Annotated in this window: 8 protein-coding genes; 4 read left to right on the plus strand and 4 right to left on the minus strand. The window is 31.0% G+C overall.

From position 1 onward, the window contains the following. Window positions 1-156 precede the first annotated feature (156 nt). Both HMPREF2586_RS05235 and HMPREF2586_RS05240 read right to left on the minus strand, forming a co-directional pair. Window positions 157-1,581 carry an APC family permease gene (locus HMPREF2586_RS05235; protein ID WP_070657203.1) on the minus strand — a complete coding sequence of 475 codons (1,425 nt, stop codon included), beginning with the start codon at window positions 1,579-1,581 and terminating at the stop codon, window positions 157-159. Window positions 1,582-1,850: 269 nt separating this feature from the next. Then, window positions 1,851-2,492: an FMN-dependent NADH-azoreductase gene (locus HMPREF2586_RS05240; RefSeq protein WP_046207157.1), complete on the minus strand. Its 642-nt coding sequence runs from the start codon at window positions 2,490-2,492 to the stop codon at window positions 1,851-1,853. A gap of 79 nt (window positions 2,493-2,571) precedes the next feature. Between HMPREF2586_RS05240 and HMPREF2586_RS05245 the strand changes: the two genes are divergently transcribed. Beyond that, window positions 2,572-3,507, plus strand: coding sequence for a helix-turn-helix transcriptional regulator (locus HMPREF2586_RS05245; protein WP_070657199.1), 936 nt, complete (start codon window positions 2,572-2,574; stop codon window positions 3,505-3,507). A 231-nt stretch (window positions 3,508-3,738) separates the two neighbouring features. Here the strand turns inward: HMPREF2586_RS05245 and HMPREF2586_RS05250 are convergent, their stop codons facing one another. Further along, window positions 3,739-4,038 (minus strand): hypothetical protein, encoded by a 300-nt coding sequence (locus HMPREF2586_RS05250; protein ID WP_046207159.1) that lies wholly within the window; start codon window positions 4,036-4,038, stop codon window positions 3,739-3,741. A gap of 388 nt (window positions 4,039-4,426) precedes the next feature. Between HMPREF2586_RS05250 and HMPREF2586_RS05255 the strand changes: the two genes are divergently transcribed. Genes HMPREF2586_RS05255 through HMPREF2586_RS12620 form a run of 3 tightly spaced genes read left to right on the plus strand, consistent with a single transcriptional unit; the run spans window position 4,427 to window position 6,812 of the window. Further along, the gene (locus tag HMPREF2586_RS05255; protein WP_046207160.1) at window positions 4,427-4,663 is read left to right on the plus strand and encodes a FeoA family protein; all 237 of its coding nucleotides are present in this window, start codon (window positions 4,427-4,429) and stop codon (window positions 4,661-4,663) included. Continuing rightward, window positions 4,656-6,650 (plus strand): ferrous iron transport protein B, encoded by a 1,995-nt coding sequence (gene feoB / locus HMPREF2586_RS05260; RefSeq protein ID WP_046207161.1) that lies wholly within the window; start codon window positions 4,656-4,658, stop codon window positions 6,648-6,650. Before HMPREF2586_RS05255 ends, feoB begins: the two co-directional genes overlap by 8 nt. A 12-nt stretch (window positions 6,651-6,662) precedes the next feature. After that, window positions 6,663-6,812, plus strand: coding sequence for a FeoB-associated Cys-rich membrane protein (locus HMPREF2586_RS12620; protein WP_073345459.1), 150 nt, complete (start codon window positions 6,663-6,665; stop codon window positions 6,810-6,812). Window positions 6,813-7,260: 448 nt separating this feature from the next. Here the strand turns inward: HMPREF2586_RS12620 and HMPREF2586_RS05265 are convergent. After that, the coding region (locus tag HMPREF2586_RS05265; protein ID WP_176747369.1) for a BCCT family transporter at window positions 7,261-7,568 on the minus strand (308 nt) is incomplete at its 5' end.

Below are 7,568 nucleotides of genomic sequence, written 5' to 3' on the forward strand. Positions count from 1 at the left end.
TTAAGACAAGCTATAAAAAAGAGTAGAAACGGAATTAACAATGTCGATTAATTCCAAATTTCTACTCAACTAAGAAATAACACATACTATAATAATCAATGCATAGATTTTGTCTAAACCATTAAACTTTTTATTAATGTTTAAACCGTAATATGTTTAATTTTTGATGTTTTTAAGATTCTTTAAAATATACAATACATAATAAATGATGCCGACACAGAACCAAATTAATGTATAAATTTTAGCCTGACCACTTAATCCCCAGAACACAATAAATACACAAATAAAAATAATCACTGGCATCAATGGATAAAAAGGCAATTTAAATGCCGGTTGTGGTAGATCATGACCTTCTCTTTTACGCAATGAGAAAATACCTACTGTAACAAACATAAAAGCTACAAGCGCACCCGCTGAAATTAATTGTGCTAAAAAACCAAACGGAAATACAGAACCAATAATAATTGCAACAATCGATAGTACGATTAACGCACGGTTTGGCAAATTCTTATTATCTAATTTTCCTAACCAAGACGGTAAGATGCCATCCCTACCAAATGAATAAAGTAAGCGAGAACCCGCCATCATCATACCAATTAAAGCAGTAAACATACCAATCACTGAGACTGCCTGCACTATAACCGCAACGGTACTATGACCACTCATACGCAATGCCCAACCTACTGGTTCAGCATTATTTTTATATTGCGCATAGTCAAACATTCCCACTAATACAAGTGAAACGATTATAAACAAAGTAACCGCAATCAGTAAAGAGCCCAAAATCCCTCGTGGCATTGTTTTTTGTGGATTAATCGCTTCACCAGAGTTTGAAGCGATAGAATCAAAACCGATATAAGCAACAAAAATGACAGAGCTACCTGCATATATTCCCTGCCAGCCACCAAATGCACCTGCTGCAGTTTCACGGTACTCTGGAATAAAAGGTATGTAATGACCAATATCAATCACTGATAAACCTACGATAATAAATAAGAAAATAGCCAATACTTTGAGAATCACGAGTGCATTTTGAACACGGGCCGCTTCTGACGTTCCTCTGTATAGTAATACCGCAGTAATAATGACTACAATAGCTGCTAATAAATCAACGATACCTCCGTCTGTACCGAGAGAGTTAGATAATGACTGAGGTAGTGATATATGAAAAGGCTCTAATAAACCTCTCAAATTAGCTGAAAATCCTGATGCCACAAATGCAACCGCAATTAAATATTCAGCAATTAATGCCCAACCTACAATCCATCCAAAAAATTCTCCAAATAATATGCTAATCCAAGTATATGCTGATCCAGCAAAAGGCATGACAGATGCCATTTCTGCGTAAACAAATGCTACCAATGCTGCCACAATAGCTGCTACTAGAAAGGATAAACTGACTGAAGGACCCGTGTGATCTGCAGCTACAACACCAGGCAACGTAAAAATAGCAGTAGAAACAATTGTACCGACACCTAAAGCTAAAAAGTCTCTTATTCTTAATGTACGCTCTAAATGAGCATCTTTATTTTGAAATTTAGCAATATCTTCCTTTTTGAAAATTTGTTTTAAAAGATTCATTAATTTTCTCCTTGTTAATAATGTACAAACACGTATTACAGTATAGTGATTTTTAATTGTAATGTACATATCCTTTTAAAAAAGAATCTTTTACAAATGCATGATTATTTTAAATATTTCTTAGCTGAATAAACACATTTTAGTAATTTCAAAACCTATATAAACATACTTTTTTCATATATTTATCATACAACTATCTCTTATATGGTACGTATATAATATGAAAGATATGATCTTATTTTTGTCTTAATCTCCTTATTACAATCAATTTATTTTGCATAAAATGATGGCAATACTTGCTTTAAATCTAATTTTGCATCATTTAAAATGTCATTTTCAGGTAATATCGCAGTTCCTTGAGCTCTAACTACATAAAATTCTTCAAACCCCATAATATCTTCAAACATCGCTTTCAAATAATGATAAGAAAAATCTAATAATTTATAACGATCATCATTTGTATAAATTGAACCACTTGCTTGTAAGTATAACGCTTTATAATTATCTGTCATTAAACCTACAGATCCATTTTCAGTATATTTGAACGTTTCACGTGCAATCATAATATTATCTATATAATCTTTAAGTCGTGACGTAATATTAAAATTGTGTAATGGTGAAATAATGACAATTCTTTTATACGCTTTAAATTGTTGTAGTAACTCTGATGTTTTGGTTGAAATCAGTTCTTCTACTTCGGATAATTTTTCTCCTTCACGTTGCTTGTGCCATACATTCAGTAATTGATTTTTTTCAATACGAGGCAACTGAATGTCATATAAATTCAAAACTTCTGGTTGTTCATTTGGATACAATTGTCCATATGCTTCAAGAAACATTTCTTTTAATTTAAAAGAAAAGCTATCTTCTTTTTTAAAATCAGGATGTGCATTAATCATTAAAGTTTTCATATACATTCTCCTTAAAAATTTGTTAACCTAAGTATATATTTCAATGGTGTCTAAATAAGTCACCTTTAAAGGAGAAAATATGAAAAAATCTGAACGATTAAATCAAGAGCTTATCTTTTTAAGTAACAAACATGCTTTTCATTTAATTGATTTAATGAGAGAATTTAATATTTCAAAAAGAACAGCGTTAAGAGATGTACAAGAATTAGAAAACATGGGACTTAGTATATATGTAGAAAACGGGCGCTATGGCGGATATAAAATCATTTCACAGAATTTGTTAACACCCATATATTTTAATAATGATGAAGTATTAGCAATCTTTTTTGCACTTAAAGCTTTAGATTTATTATCTACAACACCCTTTCAAAAATCTTATACACAAATCAGTGAAAAATTATTAGCTACAATACCAACGGAACAGCAACATAAGATCTTAAAAACATTAGATTTTGTTACTTATCATAATGTACCACCTGTCAGTCATGTAAAATATTTATCTAGTATTTTAAAATCTATCATCTATGAACAAACCGTTCACATCCGTTATACACAATACAAAAAAGTTGATACAGAATTACAGATTTATGAGTTGTTCTATAGAAATGGCATATGGTTCTGTAGCGCATATGATATAAAAAATGACAAATGGGGTACATTTCGATGTGATTATATCGAACAATTAACAATCAATCTTTCGCGAAAAAATAACTATACAAAAGAACAACTTGCTGAATTTCAAGAACAATATGAAAGCACGTATCATAATGTTACATTTAAATGTCAGCTCACACCATTTGGAGTAGAGCAATATTCCAAAAACAACTATCCCAATATGAACTTAGAATATATAAAAGGTACACCTTATATTACTGGTGGTTATAATATTGAAGAACTGGATTATATGGTGAATTATTTAATTGCTTTAGGTGAAAATGTCCATATCATATATCCTAAGCAACTAAAAGAAGCTTATTTAAATAAATTGAACAATATCATCGACAAATACGAGTAATATATCTGTGTTACATGGCTTTTTATAGCTGTATACCTTATGGTTGATTATATTATCGTGGTTGGTCTACTTTAATTTGAATATTATTTCACTTCTGCAGCACTTAATTTAGCGTACCCTAAGTCTTACCTATGTTTAAATATTAAAAAGACTATTGATACAACTGTAAATAGTTATATCAATAGTCTTGGTTATCTTCTTATTTATTAAATCTTGTTTTAAATACAATATTTATGATTTCATTCGGTTTAACACTTCTTGCTGAATTGTCTTTAACGCCTCACTATACGCTTTATTCGTACTTTCTTGCGCATTTATAATTAATAAATCAATCAGTTCAGCATTATTTTTTTCACTTACTTCATGTTCAAATTGATGTAAGTGTTCTTCAGATGTTTTCGCATTTTGCTTTTCAATTTGATAATATTGGTCAGCTCCCAAACCACCTTCTTCAATCATGACAGAAATCCCACTTGAGCGCGTTTCATTTAAACGTTTTACTTTTATGCGTTTATTATCACGGATAACCATTTGAATCCCTCCTATCTCAATATGTAATTCAATTTTTAAACACACATATATTTTCATATAACGATTTATGATTCATATCTGAAACTCAAAAGCATTGAACACCAGTTAATCTTCCAAACGTCTTTTGACTGAGTTATTTCATCTCATACTTAGTATAGTTATTGTTTAATTTAAGTGTAATATTACATCGTAGTGATAGCAATTTCTTTGCTCAATGATTTGTCTTTTTATTTTTTAAAATCAAAAAAACAAAGTAATATATGTTACAGGCAATAATGCTTAACAAAACATTCACAGAATTATATTAAAATTTACTTCTATTATATTTGACATAATAGTATAATTGATAATGATTATTATTATCTCATTATAAGAAAGAGTGAGTTTTATGTTAAGCATAAAAAGTGGAGACTTAAAAAAGAGTTACAAAATCAAAGAAATGAACATTAAAAATCAACACATGCGTCATCGGTTAAATGCACTTGGTTTAGTGAATGGTACGAAGTTAAAAATTAAACAAAAGTGCTTGTTCAAGGGTCCTTGTATATTAGAAGTGAATGGTCAATGCTTAAGTATTCGTGGCTGTGATGCATGTCAGATCGAATTAGAGGAAGCCAATGACTAACAGTTATTGTATTTTAGGGAACCCTAACGTTGGAAAAACATCATTATTTAACGCATTGACTGGCACATACGAATATGTAGGAAACTGGAGTGGTGTAACTGTAGAGAAAAAAGTAGGTCGTCTCAAACAACATATTGGAGACCTCGTTGATTTACCAGGTATTTATGAATTATCACCTATATCAAAAGACGAAATGGTTGTTACTGATTATTTATTGAATAGTCAATTTTCTGGCATGATTAATATTATAGATGCCAGCCAACTCAAACGTAATTTGCAGCTTACAGTTCAACTAATGGAATTAGGTGCACCTTTAATTATTGGATTAAATATGGTTGATGTTGCTACAAAACGTGGTATTCGTATCAACCAGCAAGCACTTATGAAAAAATTAAAATTGCCATTACTACCTATAATAGCAAGAAATGGAAAAGGCACACATCAATTATTAGATTCTTTGAAAGACAATGGCTTATCCAAAAATAGACCGTTAAAATTAAATTATGGTAAGCACATTGAAGCTACAATATCACAAATTGAATCACATTTAACATCTAGCACCTCTATTGATAAACAATTGGCACGTTTTATCTCAATACAATTTTTATTAGAAAATCCAAAAATTCATGACTTTTTAGATGACGCTGTTTTGAAAGAAATAACATTATTGCGTCAAAATTTATCAGAAGAATTAGATAATTCTATACGAGATGAAATACAAGCAACACGCAATACATATATAGACAATATTTTAAAAGATACAGTTGAATATCCTGATGAAGAACGACAATATTTCACTCATCGTATAGATCGTATTTTAACAAATAAATATTTAGGTATCCCAATCTTTTTAATCATTATGTGGCTTATTTTCCACGTCACATTCACTTGGATTGGAACACCTATATCCGATGCATTAGATGAATTTTTAGGCGGTACCTTTACAGATACAGTATCCAACCTGATGGATAAGTTAGGCCTCGTTCCATTTTTACAAGATTTGATCAATGACGGAATTATTGCTGGCGTGGGTGCAGTACTTGTATTTGTGCCACAAATACTGGTGCTTTTCTTCTTCATTTCTCTGTTAGAAGACTCTGGTTATATGTCTCGTATTGCAATATTAATGGATCGTATTATGGAATACTTTGGTCTTAGTGGTAAATCTTTTATACCAATGATTATTGGATTTGGTTGTAACGTGCCAAGTATTATGGCGGCGCGTAGCATTGAAAGTGAAAAAGAAAGACTTACAACGATTTTGATTGCACCATTTATGTCTTGTTCAGCGAGATTACCCGTTTACGCACTGTTTGTAGGTGTGTTTTTTGAATCTCATCAGGCGCTCATCGTCTTAAGTTTATACGTACTTGGTATCGTCGTCGCTTTATTAACAAGTGTATTACTAACGAAAACAGTATTAAAAAATGATGATTCTGTATTTATTGTCGAATTACCTACTTACCGATTACCTTCAGTCAAAACACTGTGGAGAAGTACATGGGAAAAAGCTAAAGGTTTTGTTAAAAAAGCAGGAACATTTATCTTTGCTGGTTCAGTAATTATTTGGCTATTGAATTATACCGGTCCCGGTGGTTTCAATGTCGATGTTAATGATAGCTTTTTACATTCAATTGGAAGTTTCTTTGCTGTATTAGTTGCGCCATTAGGTTTTGGTTCATGGCAGGCGGGTGCTACGTTAATACCTGGATTCTTAGCAAAAGAAGTTATCGTTAGCTCGATGGCAATTATCTATGCATCAGACGAAGCTGGTCTTGTAAATATTATACAAAGTCATTTCACACCATTATCAGCATATTCGTTTATGATTTTCATCTTGCTATATATTCCTTGTTTATCTACGGTTGCGACCATTCGTAAAGAAACATATTCTCTTAAATGGACTATATTGGCTGTAGCATATCCATTAATCACTGCATATTTACTTTCATTTGTCTTTTATCAAATTGGATTATTATTTTATTAAGGATGTGATTTAATGACGATTATTATCAATGTAATTATCTTTCTAGCTATTATTAGTTATGTTGTTTTTACATTATTCAACTTTTTCAAGAAAGCCAAAGCAGGTAAATGTAATTCTTGTGGCTCTAAACGTGGATGTAGTACAGGAAAGAAAACATTATGACGCTCAATCAATTTTGATAGATTCATCAATTTTTGTAAAAATGACAGCATGCTAAAATCTTTTTATACTGTTCGATTCACATCACAAAGATAAAATAAAAAAGTTCTACGTTTTAAAATAGCTGTAAAGATGAGTATTTAATATTTTTGTATTAAGCCTAAACGTCAACACCTATTATATGAATAGATGTTGACGTTTGTTTTGTTGTTATACAATTAGTTACTCATTTTGAACGATTGTTTTGCTGAGTCGCAATTTTGCATTTTAATGAAATCCTGGAAAATAATATGAGCGAGAGATTACAGGCTCGAGTCATATCCCAAGGCAAGCATGCACGAACAAAATCAAAACATTTTTCATACAAAAAGGACTAATTCGTTTGAAAAACGAATTAGTCCTCTATTTTGAAATTGAAATTTATGTCCCAGTTATTTCTTATATTTAATAATTACTCTGATTTATTGCCGCTTCTATTTTCTGCAATTTTCGTATATTCTTCTAATCTATGTTTGTTTGGTGATAGTGTTAAACCTAAGAATTTACGTTCTTTATTCGCATCTTTATAGAAGCTGACCATCATACAAAGAATGATGATAGAGAATGGTAAGGCGGTCATGATTGCCATATTTTGTAGAGCATTTAATCCATTATCTCCACCTGAGAATAATAAGATAAATGCAATCAATGCTTGCGCAATACCCCAAACCACTTTAATCATAGCTGATGGGTTTAATGAACCAAATGTTGTTTGCATTC

Source organism: Staphylococcus sp. HMSC034G07 (assembly GCF_001835975.1).
Classification (GTDB): Bacteria; Bacillota; Bacilli; order Staphylococcales; family Staphylococcaceae; genus Staphylococcus; species Staphylococcus ureilyticus.